The organism is Paenibacillus cellulositrophicus (assembly GCF_009363095.1).
GTDB lineage: Bacteria > Bacillota > Bacilli > Paenibacillales > Paenibacillaceae > Paenibacillus_AQ > Paenibacillus_AQ favisporus.
Genome location: NZ_CP045295.1, coordinates 3,607,663 through 3,631,256 on the forward strand (window position 1 = coordinate 3,607,663; position 23,594 = coordinate 3,631,256).

The 23,594-nt window shown below is 55.6% G+C and carries 25 protein-coding genes; 5 read left to right on the top strand and 20 right to left on the bottom strand.

Annotated features, from left to right (window positions below; all coding sequences use genetic code 11):
* Positions 1-60 precede the first annotated feature (60 nt).
* The 4 genes from whiA to GCU45_RS16105 all read right to left on the bottom strand — a co-directional run bounded on the left by whiA (position 61) and on the right by GCU45_RS16105 (position 3,942).
* The gene (gene whiA / locus GCU45_RS16090; RefSeq protein ID WP_116233099.1) at positions 61-990 is read right to left on the bottom strand and encodes a DNA-binding protein WhiA; all 930 of its coding nucleotides are present in this window, start codon (positions 988-990) and stop codon (positions 61-63) included.
* A 5-nt stretch (positions 991-995) separates the two neighbouring features.
* Complete coding sequence (locus GCU45_RS16095; RefSeq protein WP_076173173.1) at positions 996-1,982, bottom strand: gluconeogenesis factor YvcK family protein; 987 nt, start codon at positions 1,980-1,982, stop codon at positions 996-998.
* Between the two features lie 14 nt (positions 1,983-1,996).
* Entirely contained in the window at positions 1,997-2,896 is a 900-nt protein-coding gene (gene rapZ, locus GCU45_RS16100; RefSeq protein WP_152399648.1) for an RNase adapter RapZ, read from the bottom strand.
* A 95-nt stretch (positions 2,897-2,991) separates the two neighbouring features.
* Positions 2,992-3,942 carry an ROK family glucokinase gene (locus GCU45_RS16105; RefSeq protein ID WP_152399649.1) on the bottom strand — a complete coding sequence of 317 codons (951 nt, stop codon included), beginning with the start codon at positions 3,940-3,942 and terminating at the stop codon, positions 2,992-2,994.
* 287 nt (positions 3,943-4,229) lie between these two features.
* On the opposite strand from GCU45_RS16105, the gene GCU45_RS16110 reads away from it, so the two are divergent.
* From GCU45_RS16110 to GCU45_RS16125, 4 genes are read left to right on the top strand one after another with little or no spacing between them, the layout of a single operon-like run.
* Positions 4,230-5,183 carry an ABC transporter ATP-binding protein gene (locus tag GCU45_RS16110; RefSeq protein WP_152399650.1) on the top strand — a complete coding sequence of 318 codons (954 nt, stop codon included), beginning with the start codon at positions 4,230-4,232 and terminating at the stop codon, positions 5,181-5,183.
* Positions 5,183-5,920 (top strand): ABC transporter permease, encoded by a 738-nt coding sequence (locus GCU45_RS16115; protein ID WP_152399651.1) that lies wholly within the window; start codon positions 5,183-5,185, stop codon positions 5,918-5,920. Before GCU45_RS16110 ends, GCU45_RS16115 begins: the two co-directional genes overlap by 1 nt.
* Positions 5,920-7,056 carry a sensor histidine kinase gene (locus GCU45_RS16120; RefSeq protein WP_167527154.1) on the top strand — a complete coding sequence of 379 codons (1,137 nt, stop codon included), beginning with the start codon at positions 5,920-5,922 and terminating at the stop codon, positions 7,054-7,056. The genes GCU45_RS16115 and GCU45_RS16120 overlap by 1 nt, the downstream gene beginning before the upstream one ends.
* Positions 7,053-7,655 carry a response regulator transcription factor gene (locus GCU45_RS16125; protein WP_076173179.1) on the top strand — a complete coding sequence of 201 codons (603 nt, stop codon included), beginning with the start codon at positions 7,053-7,055 and terminating at the stop codon, positions 7,653-7,655. The genes GCU45_RS16120 and GCU45_RS16125 overlap by 4 nt, the downstream gene beginning before the upstream one ends.
* A gap of 141 nt (positions 7,656-7,796) precedes the next feature.
* Here the strand turns inward: GCU45_RS16125 and GCU45_RS16130 are convergent, their stop codons facing one another.
* Positions 7,797-8,351, bottom strand: coding sequence for a helix-turn-helix domain-containing protein (locus GCU45_RS16130; RefSeq protein ID WP_076173180.1), 555 nt, complete (start codon positions 8,349-8,351; stop codon positions 7,797-7,799).
* A gap of 119 nt (positions 8,352-8,470) precedes the next feature.
* Here GCU45_RS16130 and GCU45_RS16135 point away from each other — a divergent pair, with 119 nt between their 5' ends.
* Entirely contained in the window at positions 8,471-9,055 is a 585-nt protein-coding gene (locus tag GCU45_RS16135; RefSeq protein WP_145027370.1) for a LysE family transporter, read from the top strand.
* A 164-nt stretch (positions 9,056-9,219) separates the two neighbouring features.
* Here the strand turns inward: GCU45_RS16135 and trxB are convergent, their stop codons facing one another.
* The 15 genes from trxB to lgt all read right to left on the bottom strand — a co-directional run bounded on the left by trxB (position 9,220) and on the right by lgt (position 23,589).
* The gene (gene trxB / locus GCU45_RS16140; protein WP_105445122.1) at positions 9,220-10,167 is read right to left on the bottom strand and encodes a thioredoxin-disulfide reductase; all 948 of its coding nucleotides are present in this window, start codon (positions 10,165-10,167) and stop codon (positions 9,220-9,222) included.
* Between the two features lie 40 nt (positions 10,168-10,207).
* Positions 10,208-11,935 (bottom strand): tetratricopeptide repeat protein, encoded by a 1,728-nt coding sequence (locus tag GCU45_RS16145; RefSeq protein WP_152399652.1) that lies wholly within the window; start codon positions 11,933-11,935, stop codon positions 10,208-10,210.
* 463 nt (positions 11,936-12,398) lie between these two features.
* Positions 12,399-13,346, bottom strand: a complete 948-nt coding sequence (locus GCU45_RS16150) for a ribose-phosphate diphosphokinase (RefSeq protein ID WP_105445120.1) — start codon at positions 13,344-13,346, stop codon at positions 12,399-12,401.
* A 165-nt stretch (positions 13,347-13,511) separates the two neighbouring features.
* On the bottom strand, positions 13,512-14,336 hold the full coding sequence (hisJ, locus tag GCU45_RS16155) for a histidinol-phosphatase HisJ (protein ID WP_152399653.1): 825 nt from the start codon (positions 14,334-14,336) through the stop codon (positions 13,512-13,514).
* A gap of 12 nt (positions 14,337-14,348) precedes the next feature.
* A complete protein-coding gene (hisIE, locus tag GCU45_RS16160; RefSeq protein WP_152399654.1) occupies positions 14,349-15,029 on the bottom strand; it encodes a bifunctional phosphoribosyl-AMP cyclohydrolase/phosphoribosyl-ATP diphosphatase HisIE in 681 nt (226 codons plus the stop codon).
* Positions 15,026-15,784, bottom strand: coding sequence for an imidazole glycerol phosphate synthase subunit HisF (gene hisF, locus GCU45_RS16165; RefSeq protein ID WP_076173187.1), 759 nt, complete (start codon positions 15,782-15,784; stop codon positions 15,026-15,028). The genes hisIE and hisF overlap by 4 nt, the downstream gene beginning before the upstream one ends.
* Before the next feature lie 99 nt (positions 15,785-15,883).
* Positions 15,884-16,624 (bottom strand): 1-(5-phosphoribosyl)-5-[(5-phosphoribosylamino)methylideneamino]imidazole-4-carboxamide isomerase, encoded by a 741-nt coding sequence (gene hisA / locus GCU45_RS16170; protein ID WP_152399655.1) that lies wholly within the window; start codon positions 16,622-16,624, stop codon positions 15,884-15,886.
* 44 nt (positions 16,625-16,668) lie between these two features.
* Entirely contained in the window at positions 16,669-17,289 is a 621-nt protein-coding gene (gene hisH, locus GCU45_RS16175; protein ID WP_152399656.1) for an imidazole glycerol phosphate synthase subunit HisH, read from the bottom strand.
* Positions 17,290-17,291: 2 nt separating this feature from the next.
* On the bottom strand, positions 17,292-17,894 hold the full coding sequence (gene hisB, locus GCU45_RS16180) for an imidazoleglycerol-phosphate dehydratase HisB (protein ID WP_089549412.1): 603 nt from the start codon (positions 17,892-17,894) through the stop codon (positions 17,292-17,294).
* A gap of 3 nt (positions 17,895-17,897) precedes the next feature.
* Positions 17,898-19,193: a histidinol dehydrogenase gene (gene hisD, locus GCU45_RS16185; RefSeq protein WP_152399657.1), complete on the bottom strand. Its 1,296-nt coding sequence runs from the start codon at positions 19,191-19,193 to the stop codon at positions 17,898-17,900.
* Between the two features lie 57 nt (positions 19,194-19,250).
* On the bottom strand, positions 19,251-19,883 hold the full coding sequence (gene hisG, locus GCU45_RS16190; RefSeq protein ID WP_152399658.1) for an ATP phosphoribosyltransferase: 633 nt from the start codon (positions 19,881-19,883) through the stop codon (positions 19,251-19,253).
* A 78-nt stretch (positions 19,884-19,961) separates the two neighbouring features.
* Complete coding sequence (locus GCU45_RS16195) at positions 19,962-21,155, bottom strand: ATP phosphoribosyltransferase regulatory subunit (protein WP_152399659.1); 1,194 nt, start codon at positions 21,153-21,155, stop codon at positions 19,962-19,964.
* Positions 21,156-21,361: 206 nt separating this feature from the next.
* Positions 21,362-21,901, bottom strand: a complete 540-nt coding sequence (locus GCU45_RS16200; protein ID WP_076173194.1) for an acyltransferase — start codon at positions 21,899-21,901, stop codon at positions 21,362-21,364.
* A gap of 7 nt (positions 21,902-21,908) precedes the next feature.
* Entirely contained in the window at positions 21,909-22,550 is a 642-nt protein-coding gene (gene ppaX, locus GCU45_RS16205) for a pyrophosphatase PpaX (RefSeq protein WP_152399660.1), read from the bottom strand.
* Between the two features lie 7 nt (positions 22,551-22,557).
* Positions 22,558-23,589, bottom strand: a complete 1,032-nt coding sequence (gene lgt, locus GCU45_RS16210; protein WP_089549417.1) for a prolipoprotein diacylglyceryl transferase — start codon at positions 23,587-23,589, stop codon at positions 22,558-22,560.
* Positions 23,590-23,594 lie beyond the last annotated feature (5 nt).

The following is a 23,594-nucleotide window of genomic DNA, read 5'->3' on the forward strand; positions in this document are numbered from 1 at the left end:
CACAACACATTTTATAACATTATACCATTATACCATGAAGGAAACTAGAAGAAAAAAGGCTCAGCCGCCACGAATCTTCTCGGCCATTTCGTCAATCTTGCGCAGCCGGTGGTTCACACCGGATTTGCTGACGGTGCCCTTCAGCAGTTCACCGACTTCCTTCAGGTTCATATCGGGATGGGCCAATCTCACTTCGGCCACTTCCCGAAGTTTGTCCGGCAGATTATCAAGGCCCACTTCCTTCTGGAGCAGCTTGATATTATCGATTTGCCGGACGGCGGCCCCGATTGTCTTGTTCAAATTCGCGGTTTCACAGTTCACGATCCGGTTGACCGAATTCCGCATATCCCGCATGATCCGCACGTCCTCGAATTTGAACAAGGCCTGATGGGCCCCAATCAGGCTTAAAAATTCAATGATTTTCTCGCCTTCCTTAATATACAGTATGAACCCCTTCTTGCGCTCTATACAACGGGCGTTCAGATGAAATTCATTGGCGAGGTCTACAAGGGCCTGGCAGTGCTCCTCATACATTGAGGCAATTTCAAGATGGTATGACGACCCTTCCGGATTGTTCACGGAGCCCCCTGCCATAAAGGCACCGCGCAGATACGCCCCTTTGCAGCATGGTTTGCGAACCAAATCCGGATGGATATGCGAGGTGAACAGGAAGCCTTCGGAGACAATCTTCAGCTCCTTCAGTATTTCCTGAACCTGTGCAGGAATACGTACGATGTACACATTATTTTTCTTCAAACGCATTTTTTTACGCACGAGAAGCTCGGTATGCGCCTGGAAATGCTTTTTGATCAATGTGTAAATGCGTCTGGCGATGGCTGCATTCTCTGTCGATATATCCAGAATCACCTTTTTATTGGAAAGCTGGACGGCCCCGTTCATCCGGATCAGTGCCGACAATTCAGCCTTTTCGCAGCAGGGCTCTGCTTCGATCATGGTCAGTTCTTTTTTAGTCAGCGCCGCAAACGACACGGGACTCACCTCTTTCGTTTAATCCAATTTTGAACCAGCTGGTAAATATGCCGGCTCAGCTTGTCGGCGTCATGGCGCAGATAGGTCCGGAACAGGACCAGCGTATCGGCGATGACCTTATAGCCAAGACTGGTGACCTCGTCGTAATCGAGCTCCACCGGTTTCGCGCCCTTCTCGGCATATTTGTCCTGCACCTGGGGCGGAATTTCACCGCTGTTCACGATGACATAATCGAACAGATGCTTGCCGACATGGTCATATACCGCCTGAAGATGGTCGCTTACGGTGTAGCCGTCCGTCTCCCCGGGCTGTGTCATGACGTTGCACACGAAAATTTTGATCGCGTCCGACGACATGACCGCTTCGGCCAGCTTCGGAACGAGCAGATTCGGCAGAATGCTCGTATATAGACTTCCCGGGCCGATCAGGATGGCATCCGCCTCCCGGATGGCCTCGGTCGCTTCCGGAAGCGGCTCGACATGGGCCGGCTCCAGAAACACTCGCTTGATCCGACCGCCGGCTTCCGGAATTTTCGACTCACCGGTCACAATGGTGCCGTCCTCCATCTCCGCGTTCAGGATTACGGCTTCGCCCGCCGCCGGAAGCACCCGCCCCCGCACGGCAAAAACGCGGCTGAGCTCGCGCACAGCCGTTACAAAATCGCCGCTGATGTCGGTCATGGCCGCCAAAATCAGGTTCCCCAGGCTGTGCCCGGCCAGGCCCGAGCCGCTGGAGAACCGGTATCTCAGCATTTCCGACAGCAGCGGCTCCACGTCGGCCAGTGCTGTCAGGACGTTCCGGATGTCCCCGGGAGGGGGCATCTGCAGCTCGCTGCGAAGGATGCCCGAACTCCCTCCATCATCTGCTACGGTGACGACAGCCGTGATGTCTAGCGGCATTTCCTTCAGTCCCCGGAGCATGACCGACAGTCCGGTGCCCCCGCCCATCACGACGATCCGCGGACGGTCACTTCTTTGTTCTGCCACTGTCATCACTTCCACTCTCTTTAATGCCGATCACGTTCGGAATCCCGATGGCTGACGGAGACCGTCTCGGTCTCGCTGGCTCCCAGCATTTTGCCCAGGTACTCGGCAATCGCCACCGAGCGGTGCTTCCCGCCGGTACAGCCGATGCCGATGATCACCTGGCTCTTGCCTTCCTTACGGTATTGGGGAATCAAGAAATGCAGCATATCCAGCAGCTTCGTCAGAAAAGCCTGGGTTTCAGGCCACTTCATGACATAGTCATACACATCGCTGTCCTGACCGGTGTGTGGACGCAGGCTATCCACATAGTGGGGATTCGGAAGAAAGCGGACGTCAAAGATCAGATCGGCGTCGATCGGAATACCGTACTTAAATCCGAATGAGGTTACGTTGACCGAAAGGGTATTGCTTTCCAAGTGGGAAAATCTCGAGATAATTTTGTCCTTCAATTGTCCCGGCTTCATATTGCTCGTGTCGAGCACCACCGTGGCCGAGCTCTTGAGCTCCTCCAGCATTTTGCGCTCCAGCCGGATGCCGTCCAGCGGCATGCCCTCCGGCGCAAGCGGATGCCGCCGGCGGGTCTCCTTGTAACGCTGCACGAGAACCGAATCGGTGGCCTCCAGGAACAGAATTTCGCAATGAATCGTGAAATGATCCTTAATATAACTCAATGATTCGGATAAGGCCGTAAAGAACTCGCGGCCGCGCAGGTCAATGACCAGCGCCACCTTGGCGATTTTCCCCTTCGATTGTTCAATCAGTTCCGCAAATTTGGGAATGAGCACCGGCGGTAAATTATCCACGCAGAAAAATCCCAAATCCTCCAAGCTTCGTACGGCCAAGGATTTACCCGCCCCCGACATGCCTGTAATAATAATCAGGGTGGCCATGGCCGACGCAGTATTATTCTCCTCCAGCATCAGCTTTCCCCTCCCTTGTGGAATATGGGCCCGTTATTACTTGGTATACCCAGGTCACCCCTCATCTTAACCCGTGGGCGACCTCCTGAATTTGCTTACGAACGGAGCAGCAAACCGGCCGCGCCGACGATGCCCGCATCATTTCCGAGCTCGGCAGGAAGAATCGACACCCCGCGCTGCAGCGGTTCCGGCGTCAGCTTCGCAAAGACTTCACGAACTTCGTTAAACAAGATGTCCCCGGCTTTGGATACGCCGCCGCCGATAATGAACACTTCCGGATTCAGAATCGCCGCCACCGCAGCCATGGACTTGCCCAGGTAGAAGGCGGCGCGGTTCACGATCCGCAGCGCTACTTCGTCGCCGGCCTTAGCCGCATCGAAGACTTCCTTCGCCGCGATGCTCTCAACCATCGACAGGGAAGTACGGTCCCCGCGCTCCACCGCATCTTCGGCCATGCGGATAATGCCTGTTGCGGAAGACACGGTCTCCACGCAGCCCATTTTGCCGCATCCGCATTGGATGGCTTCCAGATCAGGTACGACGGAGATATGTCCCAGCTCGCCGGCAAGTCCGGAGAATCCTTGATAGATTCGGCCGTTAATAATGATACCGCCGCCTACGCCAGTTCCGAGCGTATAGCATACGCAGTTGTCGATGCCGCGTCCGGCGCCGCTCCAAGCCTCGCCCAGGGCCGCCACGTTCGCGTCATTATCTATTTTGATCGGCTTGCCAATCTTCTGCTCCAGAATGGAACGAATCGGTACATCCCGGAAACCTACGTTCGGCGCGAGGATGATGATCCCTTCACGGACGTTCGTAAATCCGGCAACCCCGGCCCCGACGCCCGCCAGCTGATCCCAGCTGTAAGGGGACTGCTCTACGATATGGCGCACATATTTCTCAATATTGTTGATAACCGTATCGACGCCTTTATCTGTTTCCGTGGGACCTTCATACGTTTGAATCAGCTGTCCCGCTTGATTGCAGATGCCCACTTTAATGGTCGTTCCGCCCAAGTCGACACCGACGTAGATTTGCTCAGACATGTTACAAGCCACCTTTTTTCCTCAATAATAGTTTGCTCCTACTGTACCAACTATAATTGAAGCCCTCTCTCCGGTCAAGAGAAGCGGGCCTTACCCGGAAGTGGGTCCATCGCTTCTGTCAGAAGGCTTGACGGACCTATCCCCTATATGAAAACCCTGCCAAAAAACATGACACTTGTCACCTTCATTCCATGACAGAGTCCACTAACGAAGGGATGCCCCCTCGTCTATGATAACGATAGATCAATCAAATACGGATTCACCTGATCATAGGAGGAAATGACAAAATGGAACATATTGCCGAACTGCAGCATGTCACGAAACGCTTTGGAAGCAAAGCGGCGGTCGATGACGTTTCATTCACGATTGATAAAGGATCCATCGTGGCCGTCCTGGGGCCCAACGGAGCCGGGAAAACGACGACGATCTCGATGATGCTGGGGCTTCTCGAGCCGACGAGCGGCTCTGTCCGGCTGTTCGGGCAAACCCCGAAGCAGCCGCAGGTCAAGCAGCGCATCGGGGCGATGCTCCAGGATGTCAGCGTGATCGACGGCCTGAAGGTGCGCGAGGTGCTGGCCTTGATCCGCAGCTACTACCCCCGGCCGATGAGACTGGAGGAGCTGGCTGCCCTGGCCGGGTTCACCGAGGAGGACCTGGGCAAACGGGCGGAGAAGCTGTCCGGCGGCCAGAAACGGAGGCTCGGGTTCGCGCTGGCGCTGGCGGGGAATCCCGATCTGCTGTTCTTCGACGAGCCGACCGTCGGCCTGGATACACCGGCACGCCGCTCCTTTTGGGAACAGGTCGGAGCGCTCTCGGACCGGGGCAAGACCATCCTCTTCTCCACGCACTACCTGCAGGAGGCCGAGGTCGCCGCGGACCGCGTGATCCTGTTCAATCGCGGAAAAATTGCCGCCGACGGCACGCCGCAGGCGATCACGGCCCAGCTGACGAGCCGCTCCGTGACCTTTACGACCGATACAAGGTCGCTCGAGGGCCACGCTCTGATGAGTGCCGATACCGAACAGCACATCCGCGAGCGCCTGCTCCCGGTTCCCGGCGTCCACGACTGCACCTGCCAGGAAGGACGCTGGACCGTCACGGCGGACAATACCGATACGGTGCTGGCCGCGATTTTCCGATACCAACTTCCGGTTCACGATATCCGGACCCAGCAGGGCCGGCTTGACGACGCTTTTGAAATCATGATTCATAATGACGACACACAGGGGGCTGTTTCCTAATGCAGATGTTATTCATGCAGTGCCGGGCCGAAATGCTGCGGATTATCCGGAATCCGTACTACGTCTTCTGGTCCTTGCTGATGCCGATCGTGTTCTATTTCATTTTTACCCGCCTCGTGAATGCCGGCATTGAAGACGCCTCCGAATGGCAGGCACGTTACCTGATGTCGATGACTTCCTTCAGCGTGATGGGTTCGGCGATTATGACGCTGGGCATCCGCATGGTTCAGGAGCGCACGCACGGGTGGTCGGTCTTTATGCGGATTACCCCGCTGCCCTCCAGCATTTATTTCTTTGGAAAAATGTTTGGCCAGATGGTCATGCACATGTTCTCCATCATTGTTATTTTTGCTGCAGGCTTTCTTATGAATGGCGTCCATTTGTCGGCTGGCCAGTGGGTCGGCAGCGGACTGTGGATATGGCTCGCCTCCATCCCCTTCCTGGCCCTGGGTACCCTGGTGGGGACAATGAAAAGGGTCGATACCGCCAGCGGCGTCAGCAACATGGTGTATATGATTCTGGCGATCGCGGGCGGTATGTGGTTTCCGATCGACAGCTTCCCGGCTTTCCTTCAGAGCATCGGCAAGTGGCTGCCTTCCTATAACTTCGGAAGCGGAGCCTGGGATATTGCCGCGGGTCATTCCCCCAGCTGGCAGCCGGTATTGATTTTGCTGGGATATCTCATCTTGTTTATGGTATTATCCACCTATATACGAAAGAAACAGGAAGCGGTGTAATGCCATTGGCACGTCGAAAAACAGAGATTTTCCCAAGAGCGCTCGGGTTTTCCCCCTATGTATGGCTCGTGTATATGGTCATTCCGTTGTTTAATATGGCCTATGAGCGCGGCATCAAAATGGTGCTCGGCTACGCCATGATCGCGATCTTTATCGTGTCGTATCGTCAGCTCTTTTTCTCCGAAAGGTTAACAGCCTTCTGGCTTGCTGTTCAGATGATTATTATTGTGACGCTGTCTTTGCTCTACCTCCCTTTTTATTCGTTTATGGGCTTTTTTACCGCCAACTTTATCGGCAATTATCAGGATGACCGGAAATTCAGGATCGCCTTCGCTGCCTTCGTGGCGTCCATCCTGCTCCCGATCCTGGGGAACATTCGTCATCTGACCGTATCGGACTACTTAACGCTCGTTCCCTTTATTATGATTATGTTGATGACCCCCTTCGGCATGCGTTCCATGAATCTGCGAAAGCAGCTGGAGCTGCAGCTGAACGAAGCCCGGGAGCAGATCGAAATTTTGGTCAAAAAGGAGGAGCGGCTGCGTATTGCCCGTGACCTTCATGATACGCTGGGACATACGCTGTCCTTGCTCACCTTAAAAAGCCAGCTGGTTCAGCGGCTGACGGACAAGGATCCGGAGAAGGCACGGCTGGAAGCTCGTGAAATGGAAGAGACCTCCCGGGCGGCCTTAAGGCAGGTACGTGAGCTGGTTTCCGATATGAGGACCTTGACGGTGGCGGAAGAGATCGAAGAAGTGCGCTCGATTTTGCACAGCGCTGACATCACCTTGGAATCCGAGGGGGATACGCGACTGACCGGAATTCCCGATCTGACGCAAAACATCCTCAGCATGTGCCTGAAGGAAGCAGCAACCAATATTATCAAGCACAGCCGGGCCACGGCATGCGCTATTACTATTCGGAAGGGAACTTCCGACGTACGGATGGTCATTCGGGACAACGGCGTCGGTCTGGAGGACAGCGGGCTGTCTACGAGCCAGGGCAATGGGCTGAAAGGCATGTCCGAGCGGCTGGCGCTGATCGACGGAACGCTGGAGCTGTCCTCTTCCGGCGGGACCGAGCTCATCATTACCGTGCCGATTATTATTAAAGGGAAGGAGAGTGTAACAGCATGATCCGTATTCTGATCGCTGAAGACCAGCGTCTGCTGCGAGGCGCTCTCGCTTCGCTGCTCGATATGGAGGAGGATATGGAAGTGGTGGGCCAAGCCGGCGACGGCCAGGAAGCCTTGGACCAAATCCTGTCATTACAGCCAGATGTCTGCCTATTGGACATTGAAATGCCCGTTATTACCGGGCTTGAGGTCGCCGAGAGGCTCAAGGCACAGATGGCGGCTTGTAAAATCATCATATTAACGACGTTTGCCCGCCCGGGATATTTTGAACGGGCCGTGAAAGCAGGCGCCTGCGGATATTTGCTGAAGGATGAGCCGAGCGAGAAGCTGGCCGAAGCCATCCGGCGGGTCATGGCCGGTCACCGCGAGGTCTCACCAGAACTCGTCTTTGGCTCATTCCGCCAGGAAAACCCGCTCACCGCGCGGGAGCGCGACATTTTACGGCTGATTGCGGAAGGCAGGACAGCGAACGAAATTGCGGCAACCCTGCACCTGTCGCACGGCACCGTTCGGAACTACATTTCCGAAACGCTGAACAAATTGTCGGCCAAGAACCGGATCGAAGCGATTGGGATCGCCGAACAGAAGGGTTGGCTCTAAGAAGGACTGAAAGGCCTCATGATTTGAAAAAAGACGAACGGGGACCGGCTCATGCAGCTGGTCTTTTTGCCGTCGGTGTAGGCTTGGGTTCTCCTCTTTTCGGAACAGCATGATTTGCGTCCGCGTCACCTTCTTCCAGACTCAAGCCGGATAATAGATGACCATGCTTAATCTCGTCAACGAGCCGCCGGAATTATGGTACGTATGCGGCCGGTCGGCCTTGAACCGGATCGAGTCACCGCTCCCGATGGTATGCTCGCTGTTGTTCACGCGGATGGTCAATTCCCCCTCGTACACCGTAATGTACTCCTCCGTTCCCTCACCATGCGATTCCGAAGCGAGAAATCCTCCTTTATCGATCTCGACCGCATACATTTCGAAACGCCGCTCTTCATCAAACGGGAAATAAGGATAGACACGGTATTTGCCGTTGTCTTCAGATAGCTGCTGGACCTCGCTTTTCTGAATCACTTTGGTGTCGGGCTGGGGCTGGTTAATCAGCGACGTGAACGAAATTTTGAGACCGTTGGCGATTTTCCAAATGGTTGTGATAGTCGGGCTCGATTCGCCCCTCTCGATTTGGCCGATCATCGTCTTGCTGACCCCGGTGAGCTCGGCTACTTTTTCCAGACTGAGCTTTTTATTGTCACGGATGCTCTTCAAATTTCGCGCGATGATCAGATTGATTTCTTCCATGGGCACACCTCTTCCAATCGATTGTGTACAATATAACGATCACAATGTACAATATGAAGTATAAATGCGTTATAGCGTAATTTTTGGACATTATAACATACAAACGGAGGAGACCCAAGATGCCTTTATTTTCGTTTCTGGTCTATATTGTAGTAAGCACCTTTACCCCAGGCCCCAACAACTTTATGGCGATGCTGTTTGCTCACCGGTACGGTTTTCGACGAACGATCCGATTTTGTCTGGGCGTTGGCGCCGGCTTTTTTGTCGTTGCACTGCTGTGCAGTTACTGCAATCTGCTGCTCAAAAATCTCATTCCCGGCATCCGGTGGTGGATGACGATTCTTGGAGCGGCCTACATGCTGTATCTCGCCGTTAAAATCATGTTCCACCACAAGAAGGCCGCGAGCAGCAGAGAGGACAAAAACAACCGCTTTCTGACGGCGGTGCTGCTGCAGTTTATCAATCCCAAAGGCATTTTGTACGCCATAACGGCCGTATCCACCTTTATTCTCCCGTACCATTCTTCCCATCTGGCCTTGATCGGCTTCTCTTTGTTTCTGGCACTCTTGAGCGTAATGAGTACCTTCTGTTGGAGTATGTTCGGCTCCATATTTCAGCGATGGCTGTCAGCATACCAGACCCCGTTTAACGTCGCGATGGGCCTGCTTCTCGCATACAGCGCGGTTTCCATCCTGGTCGAATAAATGTGGAGTTCGGCACAGCGTCTGCCTGAAGATCATCCACAGAAATTTGCACACATATAGGAGAAAACCCTCCTCGGCAGGATCAGAGGTAGCAGCCCGTTCCCCCATTCTTATGTAAAAAGGAGCCGTCCCCGGCTCCTTTTCTATGTTCGTATTGATCCGCTTTACAGCGTTTCGCTCCAGTCATGCACCATGCTGCCTTCCAGGAACTTCTCGCAGTCCATGGCGGCCATGCATCCGGTACCGGCAGCGGAAATCGCTTGGCGATAGCGTACGTCCTGCACGTCGCCGCAGGCGAATACGCCTGGAATGTTCGTTTCGGTCGTTCCCGGCTTCACCTGGATGTAGCCGATTTCGTCGGTCGTAATCTGGCCGTCGAGGAACTTGGTGTTCGGCGTATGGCCGATCGCCACGAAGACGCCGTCTGCTTCGATCAGCTCTTCTTTGTTCGTTTCATTGTTGAGGACCTTCAGTCCCTTCACGCCGTGCTCACCAGCCACGATTTCAAGCGGCGTACGGTTAAGCGACCAGATGATCTTTTCGTTCTCGCGGGCGCGGTCCTGCATAATTTTGGACGCTCTCAGCTCTTCTCTCCGGTGAACCAGCGTAACGCTGGAGCCGAAACGGGTCAGGAAGCTGGCTTCCTCCATGGCAGAGTCCCCGCCGCCGATCACGACGATCTTTTTGCCGCGGAAGAAAAATCCGTCGCAGGTCGCACATGTGCTGACTCCACGTCCGACGTTTTCCTGCTCGCCCGGAATGCCCAGGTATTTGGCCGAGGCGCCTGTGGAAATAATTACGGATTCCGCCTCAATCTCTCCCATGCCTTCCACGGATAGCTTGAACGGGCGTTTGGAGAAATCGACTTTGTTGACCCAGCCGGTTTTAAACTCGGCGCCGAAGCGTTCCGCCTGCTTGCGCATGTTGTCCATGAGCTCAGGGCCCATGATGCCCTCCGGGAACCCCGGAAAGTTCTCTACCTCAGTCGTGGTGGTCAGCTGTCCGCCGGGCTGCATGCCTTCGATAACCAGCGGCTTCATGTTGGCGCGTGCCAGATAAATCGCGGCCGTCAGGCCGGCAGGTCCTGTTCCGATAACGATGGATTTGTACATGAGAATTGCCTCCTTTTCGAACGGAAATGAATGGGTCTATTTAGATATTCTCCGTAAATGGCCGGAAAATATCATCGCTTTCTTCATCCAGTGAACATACGCTGTCGATCCGCTTGACGTTGCGGCTCACCGTGGAGACCGAAACGCCATAGCGCTGGGCCACCTCCTGGTAAGTCAGGGCGCGTCCGTGCTTCTTGGCCGTCAAGTATTCCAGAGCCGCCGACCAGCCCTCCGCCTGCCTGATGAGAAGTGTCTCGGGATACAGCTTATTGATAAACTGGTGCCATAATTGCTGCAGATGGTTTTTCTGTGCGCGGTCGGCCACCGTCTCCATGCTTTTCAGGGCCTTGTCGACGACGGACTGCAGCGTCCCATCCCACTTGGGCAGACCCGCAGCCACTTCACGGTAAGCCGCTGCTCCGACGGCCGCGCCAGGAAGCTCGGAGCTCTCAACCCCAAGGTCCCGAAGCACCCGACGCGCTTCAGCTTTGAGCTCGCTCAGCACGTCCGGGTCTTCGAGGAAGGTCATCAGCGTCTCCTTGACTTCGTCATCGGCAATCCAGGCCAAGGCCCGGATGACCTGCAGCTTGGTACCGGAATCTCCGTACCGGAGCGCCCAGGAGAAGGAAGACCGAATCAGCGGGTTGTTCTTGATTTCCTCGGACATGCCTTCCCCGTCCTTCTCCCACCGCTTCAGCTGCTCTTCAAAGGGCAGATGATATTGATAGCTGAGCTTGACGCTTCCGCCGAAGCCTTCCTTCAGCTGGTCCAAATAAAACCGGGGAATTCCCGATTCCGGATCCAGCTTCATGGCCGTGCTCCAGTAACGGGCCGCCTCCTTGCTTCTGCCGCTATTATAAGCGGCGACCGCTGTGTAATGGTAGAGGCCCGGATCATCGTTGAGCTCGTCATCCTTCAGCAGGCGGCGGAAATGACCGTAGGCCGCTTCATGCCGGCCCAGAATCCCCATCGTCGTCGCAAGCTTGAATACATGTTCCTGATGAAAAGGAACCGTAACCTCCAGCATCTTCATCAGGCCGTCTAAAGCTTCAGTATCCCCTTCATGCTGGTAAAAAACCGCCAGGTTGCACAGTCCGTGCAAATTTCCCGGCTCCAGGGACAGTACTTCGCCGATGGTCTCCTTGGCTTTGCGGAACAAGCCCATGTAATAATAAGCAAGGGACAAATTGTTGCGCGCCGCAAGAAAGTCGGGGTCTTCCTTCACGATGCTTTCCAGCAGCTCGGCCGCCTGGGCAAACTTCCCTTCTTCCATCAGGGACCGCGCGCGCTCGTGCTCCACGATGCCCCCGCGGCTCTTGATCCGGCTCAGCTTGGTCGGCCGCTTCAGCTCATACTGAAGCAGCTCCATCATTTCTTCCGCTTCGTCCAAAAATTGCCCGGCCGGGTCCTCCTCCAAATACGTGACCAGTGCGCGTTCCGCTTCCTCAAAGTTCTCCATGTTGGCGTAATTGTTGGCCATATAGAAGTAACACTCTGTCATGGTCGCATCCACATGCTCCAAAATGTGCGCAAGAACGGCGTTTGATCCTTCATAATCGCCCATCTCTGATAATATACCCGCCATATTGCAATGATTCACCGGATTTTCCGGCTCATATTCAACAGCTTTGCGAAAATATTTTAATGCCTTATCGTATCGGTGCCGGTCCAAAGACCGAACCGCTCGTTCAAAAAAGAAATTGGCATCCATTTGAATGGGTATTACTTTTTGGTGTAGGTCCTCCGCCCGCAGATGATAATCGTTCATTCCTAAGCAAGGCACCTCCTTGATTGCTGGATAGAACGAACCGAAGCCACCGCTTCGCCCCTCTGGAATCAGAGAGTACATACGCCGAACTTTAAGTTCAATCTATCCAGAACAGTATACCATAAGATGCAAGGGGCATCTAAGCCATAATCTACTATAAGAAAAATGTACATCGGTGCATTTCCTAAGAAGCCAGACCGCGTTTAGCGGAAATTTCTCTTGCGATATAAGGGAGCCGTTTCTTCGAAGCTAATCCATTCTTATATCTAAAGAAAAATGTACATCGGTGCATTTTCTATGAAGCCAGACCGCGTTTAGCGGTAGTTTTTCTTGCGATATATGGGAGCCAGCATCTCTGAAGCTTAAACTTTCTAGTATCAAAAGAAAAGTGTTCATCGAAGGACATTCATAAGAAACAGACCGCGTCCATCACCCGCGCAAGCGCAAAAAGACCCCGGGGCAGCTATACCCCGGCGTCCTTGAATAAAGTGGCGATCGACCCGCCCTCGATAATAATCCGTGTGGCCCGCGCCAGCATCGGCGCAATCGTCAAGATGTGCAGCTTCTCCGGCCGCGCTTCCGGGATGGCGATCGAATCCGTCACCACGATCTCCCGGATATGGGGATGATCGAGCCGCTGCAGCGCGTCGCCCGAGAACAGGCCGTGCGTGGCGCATACGATCGCCTCGGACGCCCCGCGTTCCTTCAGGCCCTCGACCACATTGACGATCGTCGATCCCGTATCGATCAGGTCCTCGATGATGATCGGCGTCCGTCCCTTCACATCGCCAATAACATGCGTAATGACGGACTCGTTATGCGCAGGTCTCTTCTTGATCATGATCGCAAACGGAGAATCGAGGTGATTCGCCAGCTTCTCCGCGGTGGACGCCCTTCCGGCGTCCGGCGACACGATGACCGGCCGGTCGATTTGAAGCGATTTCAAATGACCGCTGATGAGGTCCAGCGCCGTGAGATGGTCGACGGGAATATTAAAAAAGCCCTGAATAGCAGGTGCATGCAAATCAACAGTAATGACCCGGTTCGCCCCGGCCGTCGTCAGCACGTCCGCCACCATTTTGGCCGTAATCGGTTCACGCGGTGCGGACTTGCGTTCCTGGCGGGCATACCCGTAGTAAGGAACGATAATATTCACCGTACGGGCCGAAGCCCGCTTGGCCGCGTCAATCATGACCAGCAGCTCGACGAATAGTTCATTAATGGGGTGAGACAGGGACTGCACGAGGAAGACGTCGCAATTGCGGATGCTTTCCTCATAGTTCACATAGATTTCCCCGCTTTTGAAACGGGAAAGCTTAACGCTGCCCAGCTCCGCACCCAGCATATCGCAAATTTTTTCAGTTAGAACAGGATTCGATGATCCGGAAAAAATACGCAGCTTATGTTGCATACGACCCTCCTGATAACCCGTCTTCTATACTTAGATTATACATCGGTTCGCTCCCGGAATGAAATCGCGCCGATGAGTCCGGCGGAAAAAATGTTTCCGTCCCTGTCATTGGCGCCACTTCAAACGGCCCTATGGCCGCAGCAGACCGTACACTTACAAGCCTGCTTATACCTCCAACGGAATCCGGCTGCGCTTCCGCCCTTCGAAAACAACGAGTTCGCGGAAGCCAACCTCCCAGAGCATGTTCCGGGCGGCTTCCAGATTCTCGCCCAGCTTGAGCGGATCATGAGCGTCTGAGCCCACCGTGAGCGGAATGCCCAACCGGTATGCCTCCTCCAGCATGCGCCGGGACGGGAACATTTCCGCGCAGGGCTTGGACAATCCCGACGCATTTAGCTCCATCGCCACCCCGCTGGCCGCAACAGCGGCAAGGGCGGCGTTTTCCAGCGCTTCTACTTCCCTAGTCGCCTCGGGGCCTGGATGGTACCCGAACCGCTTGATCACGTCCAGATGGCCCATAATGTCGTAAAAGCCGGTGGCAGCCGCCTTTTTCACCGCATCATAATACGTTTCGTATACCTTCAGGACATCCTTGCCTTCCCAGCCTTGCACCTGACGGTGATCCGTAATGTCCCATTCGCCCAAAAAGTGCACCGAGCCAATAATGTAATCCCAAGGGTATGCGTTCACGATCTTCTCAATCTCCGCCTCATAGCCCTCGATATAGTCGCCCTCCAGGCCGATCCGAATGTCGATTTGGCCGCGGTAGCGCTCCTTCAAAGACAGGCACTCCTCCACATATCGCGGAAGCTCGTCCATCGGCATCGCCATCTCCGGGTAATACGAAGCCGGGTCCACATGAAGCAGCGGCATATGGTCGGACAAACCGATCTGTCCCAGCCCGATGTCAACCGCGCGGCGCACATATTCCTCGAGCTCGCCTACGGCGTGGCCGCACCGGACATGGTGGGTATGGTAATCGATGTACATAGCGGTTTCCCCCTAATCCCGGCGGGGACGCTCGTGGCGGCGGTCCAGCTCGGCCATGATATCATCCAGGGGCAGCTTGCGTTCCTGAAGCAGCACCAGAAGGTGATAGATCAGGTCGCTGACCTCAAGGCGCAGCTCGTCGTTGTCCTTGTTTTTGGCTGCGATGATCGTCTCTGCGGTTTCCTCGCCGACCTTTTTCAGAATTTTATCGACGCCTTTGTCAAAAAGATAGGTCGTATACGCGCCTTCCGGACGCTCCTTCTCGCGTTCCGCGATCACCTGCTCGAGCTCCTCCAGCACCGCAAAGCGGTGTCTTCCTTCGGCCGATTGCTCCTGTCCCGGAACGGCAATGCCACGGTAAAAGCACGTTTCCTCGCCGGTATGGCATGCCGGACCCTTCGGATGGACCAGGAACAGCAGCGTATCCCCGTCGCAGTCATAGCTGGCGGACACAATGCGCTGAGTGTTGCCCGACGTCGCTCCCTTGTTCCACAGCTCCTGCCGCGAGCGGCTCCAGAACCAGGTCTCCCCGGTTTCGATCGACCGCTTGAGCGATTCTTCGTTCATATAAGCCATCATCAGCACTTTACGCGTCGTGGCGTCCTGAATAATGGCGGGTACGAGGCCGGCCTCGTCATAACGGATTTGCTCCTGCACCTGCTCCAGGGAGAATTGCTGTGTGTTGCTGCTCATCGGATTTCAACCCCTTTTTGCTTTAAGTCCTGCTTTAATTCCGGTATCGATATTTCCTTGTAGTGAAAAATGGTAGCTGCCAAGCCCGCATCCGCCTTCCCCTGCGTGAAGACTTCGGCAAAATGCTCCTTCGTCCCCGCTCCGCCTGAAGCGATCACCGGAATCCGGACAGCGTCCGCGACCGCTGCGGTGAGAGGAAGGTCAAAGCCGTCCTTCGTGCCGTCAGCGTCCATGCTCGTCAGCAAAATCTCTCCCGCTCCGAGGGCTTCCGCTTCCTTCACCCAGTTCAGCGCCCGGATGCCAGTGGCTTTGCGTCCGCCGTGTGTGTAGACCTCCCACTCGCCCCAAGCCTCGTTATACTTGGCATCGACGGCCACGACGATGCACTGCGAGCCGAACCGGCGCGCGCCTTCCGCTACGAGCTGGGGATTCAGGACAGCCGCCGTGTTGATGCCGATTTTGTCCGCGCCTGCGCGCAGAATCCGCTTCATGTCATCGACATGGGAAATGCCGCCGCCTACCGTGAACGGAATCGCGATTTCCCCTGCGGTTTGCCGCACGACCTCCACCATGGTGGCGCGTCCTTCCACCGACGCCGAAATGTCCAGGAATACCAGCTCATCCGCGCCTTCCTTGTCGTACAGCGCTGCGAGTTCCACCGGATCGCCCGCGTCCCGCAAATTTTCAAAATTAACACCCTTCACCACACGGCCGTCCTTAACGTCCAGGCAGGGAATGATTCGTTTTGCCAGCATGGGCCTCGCTCCCTCTCTTTTCGTGCTCACATGGTAGTCTGACTACCGTTTATCCCTTTATATCTGCAAAAGAGAGCTTCCGCTCTCTCTATCTCACGCTTATCCTTGTTCAGCGATTCGCCGCAGCGCATCCGCAAGCTGAATGCTGCCCGTGTACAACGCCTTTCCGACGATAGCTCCGCCCACGCCGTCGCTGCGGTGTCCGCTGAGGTTCAGCAGGTCCTCGGTGACCGTCACGCCGCCCGAAGCGATCACGGTGCGTCCGCTGGCTTTGGCCAGTGACACGATGGCCTCGATGTTCGGCCCCTGCATCATGCCGTCGCGGGAGATATCGGTGAAGATGAACGTTTCCGCTCCTTTGGCCGCCAGCTCTTTAGCCAGTTCCTCTGCCTTAACCTCCGACGTCTCCAGCCAGCCGCGGGTCGCCACATAACCGTTCCGCGCATCGATTCCGATCGCCACGCGGTCTCCATAAGTGCCGAGCACCGCCTCAGTAAAGGCGCGGTCCTCGATCGCCGCCGTGCCGATAATGACCCGGCTCACGCCAAGGCCCAGCAGGCGCTCCACGTCATTCAGGGTGCGCAGTCCGCCCCCGACTTGAACAGGGACTTGAACGCCTTTGGCAATGGCTCCAATGACCTCGTCATTCACCGGGCGTCCTGCCTTGGCGCCGTCCAGATCCACCAAATGAATATAGGCACCGCCCTGTGCTTCCCAAGCCTTGGCGGCCTCGAGCGGGCTGTCGTTATATACCGTTTCCTGATTGTAATCCCCTTGAACCAGCCGTACGCACTTGCCTCCGCGAATATCGATGGCCGGATAAATGATAAATGAAGACATCGTTCTCCCCGCTTTCCTGTTATTCCACGCCGGTCAAGAAGGCGTTAGACCTTCGCTCCCGTCAGCCGCAAAAAGCTGCGCAGCAGCTGCACGCCCAGCTCTCCGCTCTTCTCCGGATGAAACTGCATGCCATATACCGACCCCCGCCCCACGATCGCGGTCACCGGACGGCCGTAATCCGTTACCGCCAGCAAATCGGCGGGTTCGTCCGGCAGCACATGGTACGAGTGGACAAAGTACACATGGCCCTCCGTAAGGCCGCTGAAGAGCGGACTGTCCTTTTGCACAAACTCCAGCCGGTTCCAGCCCATGTGCGGCACCTTCAGCTCCCCGTCCGGGAAGCGGACCACCCGACCAGGCAAGATGTTGAGCCCCTCGTGATGGCCATGCTCCTCGCTGCTGCCAAACAGCAGCTGCATGCCGAGGCAGATGCCGAGCAGCGGCTTGCCGCCCTCAGCGGCCTCCCGAACTACCCGGTCAAGCCCGGTTTCGCGCAGGTGCTCCATCGCGTCGCCAAACGCGCCAACGCCGGGCAGGATGACGCCGTCAGCCCCAAGAATGGCTTCGCGGTTGCCCGTCACAAGCGCCTCAGTGCCGAGACGTTCGACGGCCTTGCTGACGCTGTGCAGGTTGCCCATGCCGTAATCCACAATGGCGATCGTCACGGTTACAGCACTCCCTTCGTTGATGGAACCCCCGTAACCCGTGGATCGATGCTGGTCGCCTCATCCAGCGCACGCCCCAGCGCCTTGAACACCGCTTCGATCATGTGGTGCGTGTTCTGGCCGTAATGAACGATGACATGCAGCGTGATGCGTGCCTCCAGCGCCAGCTTCCACAGAAACTCATGCACCATTTCGGTGGAGAAGCTTCCGACTTGGCTGGAAGGATACTCCGCCCGGTATTCAAAATGGGGACGATTGCTCACGTCGATCACGACCTGAGCGAGCGCCTCATCCATTGGAATAAATACGTTCGCGTAGCGCTTGATGCCCTTTTTATCGCCGAGGGCTTCCCTTAACGTCTGGCCGAGGCAGATGCCGATGTCCTCCACCGTATGGTGGTCGTCAATTTCGATGTCGCCTTTGGCCTTCACTTTCAAATCAAACTGGCCGTGCTTCGTAAACAGGTCCAGCATATGGTTCAGAAAAGGCACATCTGTTTCCAGTTCGGATACCCCAGTGCCATCTACGCCAAACGTCAGCTGAATGTCGGTCTCGTTCGTTTTGCGGCTGATGCTTGCACGGCGTTCGCTGCTTTGATTTGTCATGTTTTAGTCTCTCCCTTCGATTTCGCGTTTCAGCCGGACCTCAATGGCCCGGGCATGCGCTTCCAGCCCCTCGCCGCGCGCCAGCTCCATAATGGCTTCGCCGTTTTTCAGGAGCGCTTCCTTGCTGTAGTAGATCATGCTGGACTTTTTAATAAAATCATCGACATCGACCGGTGAAGAAAACCGGGCCGTGCCGTTTGTCGGAATGATGTGGTTGGGCCCGGCAAAATAGTCCCCTACCGGCTCGGAGCTGTATGCTCCGAGGAAAATCGCCCCGGCATTCTCGATAAGCCCGACGATCGCCATCGGATCCTGGACCATCAGCTCCAGGTGCTCCGGCGCCAGCCGGTTGACGACCGATATGCCTTCCTTCAGCGACTCCACCACGATGATGGCTCCGTAGCCCTCCACCGAAGCCGCCGCGATATCCCGGCGGGGCAGGCTCTCCAGCTGCCGCTTCACCTCGGCAGCGACCGCGTCCGCCAGCTGCCGCGAAGGCGTCACCAGAATCGCGGACGCCATCTCGTCATGCTCGGCCTGGGACAACAGGTCGGCCGCCACGAATTCGGGGTCGGCCTGCTCGTCGGCCAGCACGACGATTTCGCTCGGCCCGGCGATGCTGTCGATGTCGACCGCACCGTATACTTCCCGCTTGGCCAGCGCGACATAAATATTGCCCGGCCCGCAGATCTTATCCACCGGCGCAATCGTCTCCGTGCCGTACGCCAGTGCCGCGATGGCCTGGGCACCGCCAACCCGGTAAATTTCATGGACGCCGGCTTCCGCGGCCGCCACCAGAATATACGGGTTGATGCCCTCTTTTCCGCCCGTCGCCGGCGGTGTCACCATGACGATCTCCGGAACGCCCGCCACCTGGGCCGGAATGACATTCATCAGCACGGACGACGGATAGGCCGCTTTCCCGCCCGGCACATAGACGCCGACCCGCTTCAGCGGACGGATGATTTGCCCCAAGATGCTGCCGTCAGGCTGCAGATCCATCCAGGAGTTTCTTTTCTCTCTCTCATGGAACGCGCGAATATTGCGCGCCGCAGCCGAAATCGCTTCGACGAACGATGGCTCAACCTTTGTGTAGGCCGCCTTCAGCTCCTCTTCAGTCACGCGCAGGCCCGATCCCGTCAGCTTCGTGCGGTCGAGCTCTTCTGTGTACCGGAGCAGCGCTGCATCGCCCTCCTGCTTTACGTCCTGCACGATCCGTTTGGCGGCTGCATTTTGCTCCGGCGTGCCGTACTCGACCTCCCGCCGCAGATCAAAATCCTCAACCGGTACGATTTTCATCCCATTCTCCCCCTCTGCTATCTCTTCGCCATCCACTCTGCTTGGCTTTATCCCGAACTATTCCGAAGCGGAAATCACTTTCTGAAGCCGGTCGCAGAGCGACTGGATTTGCCCGTTCTTCATCCGGTAGCTCACCCGGTTGGCCACCAGGCGGCTCGTTATTTCAAAGATGCTGTTCATTTCCACCAAACCGTTTTCCCGCAGCGTCTGACCAGTTTCCACCATATCGACGATCCTATCGGAAAGCCCGATCAACGGCGCAAGCTCGATGGAGCCGTTCAGCTTGATCACCTCGACCTGCTGCCCCTGCTCGCGGAAGTACTGCGACGCCACGTTCGGGTACTTCGTTGCCACGCGCTGCTGAATGCCCGGCTTCCAGTCGGGCAGACCGATCACGGACATCCGGCATCTGGCGATACCTAAGTCCAGCAGCTCGTAGACATCGCGGTTTTCTTCCATCATTACGTCCTTGCCGACGATGCCGATGTCCGCGGCGCCGTATTCCACGAAGGTCGGCACATCCACCGGTTTGGCCAGGATGAATTCCATGCCCAGCTCCGGCAGCGGAATGACCAGTTTGCGCGACTCATCGACCTCTTCCGGGATCGGAAGACCGGCTTCACGGAACAATGCCGACGCTTTTTTATAGATCCGCCCTTTCGGCATCGCCACTTTTAGAGTTTCTGCCAACGTTCTCCCTCCTGCTTCTAATTGTTGATCTATCTCAATTCGCTGTTTATGTTTTTCGAATCCTGCCCCAGGTTCCCTTTACCCCAAACTCCCGCCATAAGTGATAACCTCTCCATAAGCTTGGCTGGTCGCCCCTGGTTGCGCCGCATCCGGGCCGGTATGATCTCCGTCGATCAACAGCGTAACAACCGATTGTCCCTGCGCACGAAGCCTCGCCGCCTCCGCCAGGCCTTCCTTGCGATGAGCTGCGTCATATCGGACGAGAACAGGCAGCACAGCCGCTTCCTGCACGCCGTTGACGCCATCTAGAATACGGTTCGTTTTCAGCGCGAATCCCGTCGCCGGAACGTCCCGTCCAAACTGCTTCAGCAGATTGTTGTACCGTCCGCCGCTGCAGACCGGGAAGCCAAGCTCGGAGGCGTAGCCTTCAAACGTCATTCCTGTATAGTAGGAAAAGTCTCCGATCATCGTCAGATCGATAAGCACGTGCTCCGACACGCCATACGCCTCCAGCACCTCCCATACTTTGCACAAATGGCTGATGGATGCTCTTGCGAGCGGATGACCGCTCAGCTCCAGCGCCTGATCGCAAATTTCCTGGCCTCCGCGCAGACGGAGAAGTCCTTCGAGCCAATTCCGCTGTTCATCCGTTACACCCAGCTCGCTGATCGTTTTACGGAAACCGACGAAGTCGCGGCTGAGCAGTCCCTCTTTCAGTGATTGCTGAGCTTCGGTTGATCCCGGGAGGATTTCATCAAACAACCCGTTGAGAAACCCAACGTGGCCCATGGCGATTTTAAAAGAAGACACACCCGCCGCCTTCAAAGACTCGATGGCCAGCGCCACGACCTCGGCATCCGCTTCGGGTGAATCGTCACCGACGAGCTCGACGCCGGTCTGAAAAAATTCCGCTTCCCGTCCGGCTTCTTCCTCAATGGCCCGGAACACGTTCGCGTGGTAAGACAACCGGATGGGCAGAGGCTCTTCCTTCAGCAGCGACGAGACCACCCGGGCGATCGGAGCCGTCATATCCGAACGAAGCACCAGTGTGGTGCCCCGGTTATTCAACAATTTAAACAGCTTGCGGTCCGACGTGGAGCTTGCCACGCCTACCGTATCGTAATATTCCATCGTCGGCGTCATGATTTGCCGGTAACCCCAGCGGCTCATGCAGTCAAGCACGTCGCGCTCGATCCGGCGCAGCTTGGAGACCGCATAAGGCACATAATCGCGGACGCCTGAAGGCTTTTCAAAACCTTTCGGCTTGGTCACGTCCCATCACCTCGAACAGTTATATTTCTTCATCACATTAAAGTGCTACCATACTACCAAAGTAAAGAATAATGGCTATATTAACATGAAAAGGCAGATTCGTCAATTGCCATACGTTTCACTTCCGTGCACTTGCCTCGGCTTGATACAAAAAAAACATTCAAAATCCAAGCTTTTGAATGTTTTCGTATGTGCGGCCGCTGCCATTATTCATCCGATGCCGGCACGGACGAGGAATGCGCATCCTCCTCCGTTTTCGAATCCGAACGTCTCAGCTCGCGCAGCGGGTTACCGCCGACAAAGGCACCCGCCGGCACGCTCTTGTGAACGACGGACCCGGCGGCAATGACAGCGCCGTCCCCAATCGTGACTCCCGGCAAAATGGTCGTATTTGCTCCGATCAGCACATTGCTGCCGATCAGGACTTGTCCCAGCCGGTATTCCTTAATCAGATATTCGTGGGCGAGAATCGTCGTGTTGTACCCGATCACCGAATTGTCCCCGATCGTAATGTTCTCGGGAAAAAACACGTCCACCATGACCATCAGGCCAAAGGCGGCATGCTCTCCCACCTTCATCCCCAGCAGGTGACGGTAGATCCAATTCTTTAGCGGAAGAATCGGGCAGTACCGGGCCGCTTGTATACATATGAAATTTTTAACCCCTTTCCAAGGGCTGACCGTTCTATAGATTTGCCACAGCGCATTCGGGCCTTCGACCGGGTAACGGGTCACGTTTCTGCTCACAATCGCCTTACTCCTGTTCCACCAAGGAATATAAATCGGTCATATCATGCAGTATGTAATCCGGATTATACTCGCGGAGCACCTTCTCGCCTTTCAGCGACCAAGCGACCCCGGCAGACCGGGCGCCAGCCGCCTTGGCGGATTGAATATCCACCGGGCTGTCCCCGACCATCAACGTTGCTTCTAGATCTGCTCCAAGCTGCTTGATGGCCATCAGCACCGGCTCCGGATGCGGTTTGGGATGCTCGACGTCCATCACCGTAACAATCGTCTTCATATACTTGTCCAGCCCGAACATCTCCAGCACGCGGAACGTCCCCGGCTTGTTTTTGGTGGTCACAACCCCCATCGTAATGCCGCGCCGGTCCAGTTCCTTGATTACCTCCAGCACATGCGGAAAAGGCTGCACCATCTCGTCGTGACGAGCGTCGTTATAAGTCCGGTAAGCCTGGTGAAAATGGGTCACATCCTCGCTCCCCGAGAAAAACTGGAGCTGCTGCTCCAGCGTCATCCCCATTTTTGGAATGATCACTTCCCGAGTCAGGGGGGGCTGGACGTGCTTCTCCAGTACATGCATAAACGAGCTGATAATCAATTCATTCGTATCAATAATCGTTCCGTCCAAATCAAACAGTACGGTATCTATCATGCTGTCGTTACTCCTTTTTGTCCTCCACTACGGCGTTCTCCTCGCGGTGCTCAGGGGTAGCAACGGGTTCTACTTTAGCATCATGATCCAGCGCAGTTGCTTCCGGCACCGTATCTTTCGGCGCTTTCGTCGAGACGATCGGATCCAGATAGTGCTCCTTCGCCTGACCGGTTGTACGGCGCACAATAATCAATACGATGGCGACGACGATAATCAGGATCGCCAGCAGCTGGGAAATGCGGACATTTCCGTAGTTCGGGTCAAGCGCACCATGCTCGAATCCCATCCACTCCATCGGTTTCCACAAACCGTTAACCATCGATGCCAGCCATTCCGGACCCTTAAAAGCAAGGCTGTCCGTCCGCAGTCCTTCGATAAAGAACCGCCCGATCGAGTACCAAATAAAATAAGAAAGGAACAATTCAGCCGCGCGCAAAAACTTTTGCCGACGGAGAATAAACAAAATGATGATGCCCACCAGGCTCCATAACGATTCGTACAGGAAGGTCGGATGGTGGTATACACCCTCGACGTTCATTTGGTCTACGATAAAAGCAGGCAAATGCAAATTGTTCCGCAGGAAAAACTCATTCACCGGACCGCCGTACGCTTCCTGGTTCACATAGTTGCCCCAGCGACCGATCATTTGCCCCGTAAGCAGGCTGGGTGCACAAATGTCGGCAATGCGCCAGAAGTTGTACCCTCTGTAACGGAAATAGATGATGGCGCAAATGATCGCTCCGATCAGCGCACCGTAGATGGCAATCCCGCCGTTCCATATTTTAAAAATGTCCAGCAGGTTGTTCTTGTAATCGTCCCACATGAAGGCCACGAAATAGATCCGCGCCCCGATAATAGCCGACGGTACTCCCAGCAGCAGCAAGTCCATGAAAAATTCAGGCATAATGCCGAATCTTCTGCCTTCCCGGATGGCCAGGAGGAGGCCAACCAGCGCCCCCAAGCCCAGGATCAGACCGTACCAGTGAACTGACAGGGATCCAATCGAGAAAGCGATCGGATTAATTAGCAATGTAGCCATGTATC

Coding starts and splice junctions, on each gene's coding strand:
- GCU45_RS16095 (WP_076173173.1), bottom strand. CDS start 1,982: ATGACAGTGGCAGAACAAAGAAGTGACCGTCCGCGGATCGTCGTGATG.
- rapZ (WP_152399648.1), bottom strand. CDS start 2,896: ATGCTGGAGGAGAATAATACTGCGTCGGCCATGGCCACCCTGATTATT.
- GCU45_RS16105 (WP_152399649.1), bottom strand. CDS start 3,942: ATGTCTGAGCAAATCTACGTCGGTGTCGACTTGGGCGGAACGACCATT.
- GCU45_RS16110 (WP_152399650.1), top strand. CDS start 4,230: ATGGAACATATTGCCGAACTGCAGCATGTCACGAAACGCTTTGGAAGC.
- GCU45_RS16115 (WP_152399651.1), top strand. CDS start 5,183: ATGCAGATGTTATTCATGCAGTGCCGGGCCGAAATGCTGCGGATTATC.
- GCU45_RS16120 (WP_167527154.1), top strand. CDS start 5,920: ATGCCATTGGCACGTCGAAAAACAGAGATTTTCCCAAGAGCGCTCGGG.
- GCU45_RS16125 (WP_076173179.1), top strand. CDS start 7,053: ATGATCCGTATTCTGATCGCTGAAGACCAGCGTCTGCTGCGAGGCGCT.
- GCU45_RS16130 (WP_076173180.1), bottom strand. CDS start 8,351: ATGGAAGAAATCAATCTGATCATCGCGCGAAATTTGAAGAGCATCCGT.
- GCU45_RS16135 (WP_145027370.1), top strand. CDS start 8,471: ATGCCTTTATTTTCGTTTCTGGTCTATATTGTAGTAAGCACCTTTACC.
- trxB (WP_105445122.1), bottom strand. CDS start 10,167: ATGTACAAATCCATCGTTATCGGAACAGGACCTGCCGGCCTGACGGCC.
- GCU45_RS16145 (WP_152399652.1), bottom strand. CDS start 11,935: ATGAACGATTATCATCTGCGGGCGGAGGACCTACACCAAAAAGTAATA.
- GCU45_RS16150 (WP_105445120.1), bottom strand. CDS start 13,346: ATGCAACATAAGCTGCGTATTTTTTCCGGATCATCGAATCCTGTTCTA.
- hisJ (WP_152399653.1), bottom strand. CDS start 14,336: ATGTACATCGATTACCATACCCACCATGTCCGGTGCGGCCACGCCGTA.
- hisIE (WP_152399654.1), bottom strand. CDS start 15,029: ATGAGCAGCAACACACAGCAATTCTCCCTGGAGCAGGTGCAGGAGCAA.
- hisF (WP_076173187.1), bottom strand. CDS start 15,784: ATGCTGGCAAAACGAATCATTCCCTGCCTGGACGTTAAGGACGGCCGT.
- hisA (WP_152399655.1), bottom strand. CDS start 16,624: ATGTCTTCATTTATCATTTATCCGGCCATCGATATTCGCGGAGGCAAG.
- hisB (WP_089549412.1), bottom strand. CDS start 17,894: ATGACAAATCAAAGCAGCGAACGCCGTGCAAGCATCAGCCGCAAAACG.
- hisD (WP_152399657.1), bottom strand. CDS start 19,193: ATGAAAATCGTACCGGTTGAGGATTTTGATCTGCGGCGGGAGGTCGAG.
- ppaX (WP_152399660.1), bottom strand. CDS start 22,550: ATGATAGATACCGTACTGTTTGATTTGGACGGAACGATTATTGATACG.
- lgt (WP_089549417.1), bottom strand. CDS start 23,589: ATGGCTACATTGCTAATTAATCCGATCGCTTTCTCGATTGGATCCCTG.